This window comes from Microvirga aerilata, from assembly GCF_016743775.1.
GTDB classification, from domain to species: Bacteria; Pseudomonadota; Alphaproteobacteria; order Rhizobiales; family Beijerinckiaceae; genus Microvirga; species Microvirga aerilata.
Genome location: NZ_JAEQMY010000281.1, coordinates 1 through 1331, shown reverse-complemented (window position 1 = coordinate 1331; position 1331 = coordinate 1). Strand labels below are relative to the sequence as shown.

Below are 1331 nucleotides of genomic sequence, written 5' to 3'. Positions count from 1 at the left end.
AACACCCGCATCTCACCACCTCCTGGAGGACCTCAGCCAATGTGAGGGAAGTATGCTCAACGAGGAGTTAACGCCGGTGGCACGTTGACACTTGCACTGCAGCGACCCTGTTCCAAAGGTCAAGAGACCGAGCGGGCCAAATGATTTTTGACGGGGCTTCTGACAAGAAGTCGGTGACTTGGCCAAGTCATAGTTGCTCGGCCAGCACGCTTCCATCTGCTCCATTGTTCAACGTTTGGATCCGGTTTGCTGCTTTCCCGTCGAAGAGCCAATGGGGGAGGCGCTTGGATGTGAAGCCTTGTTCTGGACGAAGTAGGTGTTGATCAAGGCTACAATCCTTCGGCCGAGCGCCTGATCTTCTTCAAGGCAGTGCGTATCGAGGATCTCGAGCCTGACTTCAAAATCAGGGTCACAGATGAGAATGGCTGGATCCTGCTCGTCACCGTCTCCCCGGTTGTCCAAGAACCAGCCCTCGTCCGGATTCGGGTCTTCTACCTCGAGACCCGCATTCAGGCTCGCGACAAGATATCTGGCCAAGCGATCGTTGATCCTCGTACCATCGTCTTCCCCAAAGATGATCCGGGGTTCGCCTTGAGGATCCCGGATGACGTGCTGCCGATCCCTTCCGGGCCGGGCGATGAACAGGGTCCAGTGTGACGATGGGCTCATGCGGTATTCTTCTCGCGAACTTCGTTGAAATCCTGAGCAAAGCTGTGTTTCGGCGTCAAGTATCGACCCTATACGGCTGCTTTCGTTCGCATCCCTCTCACATGGCCTTGGCTGGGTAAGGCAGCGCAGCAGAACCAGCCGTGCCATTCTTACGCGATCAGGCCCCAGAACGAGGTTTTGCGGCCGTGTTGGAGTTTGAGGCGTCTCAGGTAGGCGTCATGAGCCTCAAACCTGCCGAAATCCTCAACTCGGTTAGCAAGGTGCTCGCACTCCTCGAGGTGGCGAGCAGCGTGCTGGTACCGCTTGGTCCTGTTCCGCTCCAGGGCAAAGTCGATCAAGGCCCGGCGGAGAACGGTGGCCGCAAGAGGATGTTTTGCCTCCAGCGCAGCCGCGGCCGGGGCCAGGATCTCGTAGAAGTCACCATTGAGTTCGTCTGCACGGGCAAGTACCAGGTGCGCGGCTTGGTCCAGAGCCGGCCAGGTCACCAAGAAACTCAATGCCTGGTGCACGCTCGTATGGCTCAATGCATGGGCGATGGCCCGCTCCTCAGCCTCAAGATCCTCAAAGTCGGGCAGGCGCTTGAGGTAGGAGCGCAGGTGCTCCGGGCTGAGCGAGCGCTCAAAGCAGACCCAACGAAACGCCTGCGCCTCATCCGCTCGCCC

The 1331-nt window shown here is 58.5% G+C and carries 2 protein-coding genes; both read right to left on the bottom strand.

The genetic code is table 11. The features are described from left to right. Positions 1-228 precede the first annotated feature (228 nt). Positions 229-816: a hypothetical protein gene (locus JKG68_RS32355; protein ID WP_202066530.1), complete on the bottom strand. Its 588-nt coding sequence runs from the start codon at positions 814-816 to the stop codon at positions 229-231. A 2-nt stretch (positions 817-818) separates the two neighbouring features. Continuing rightward, a partial coding sequence (locus tag JKG68_RS32350; protein ID WP_376773254.1) for a DUF6880 family protein occupies positions 819-1331 on the bottom strand: 513 nt, incomplete at its 5' end.

Coding starts and splice junctions, on each gene's coding strand:
- JKG68_RS32355 (WP_202066530.1), bottom strand. CDS start 816: ATGGCACGGCTGGTTCTGCTGCGCTGCCTTACCCAGCCAAGGCCATGT.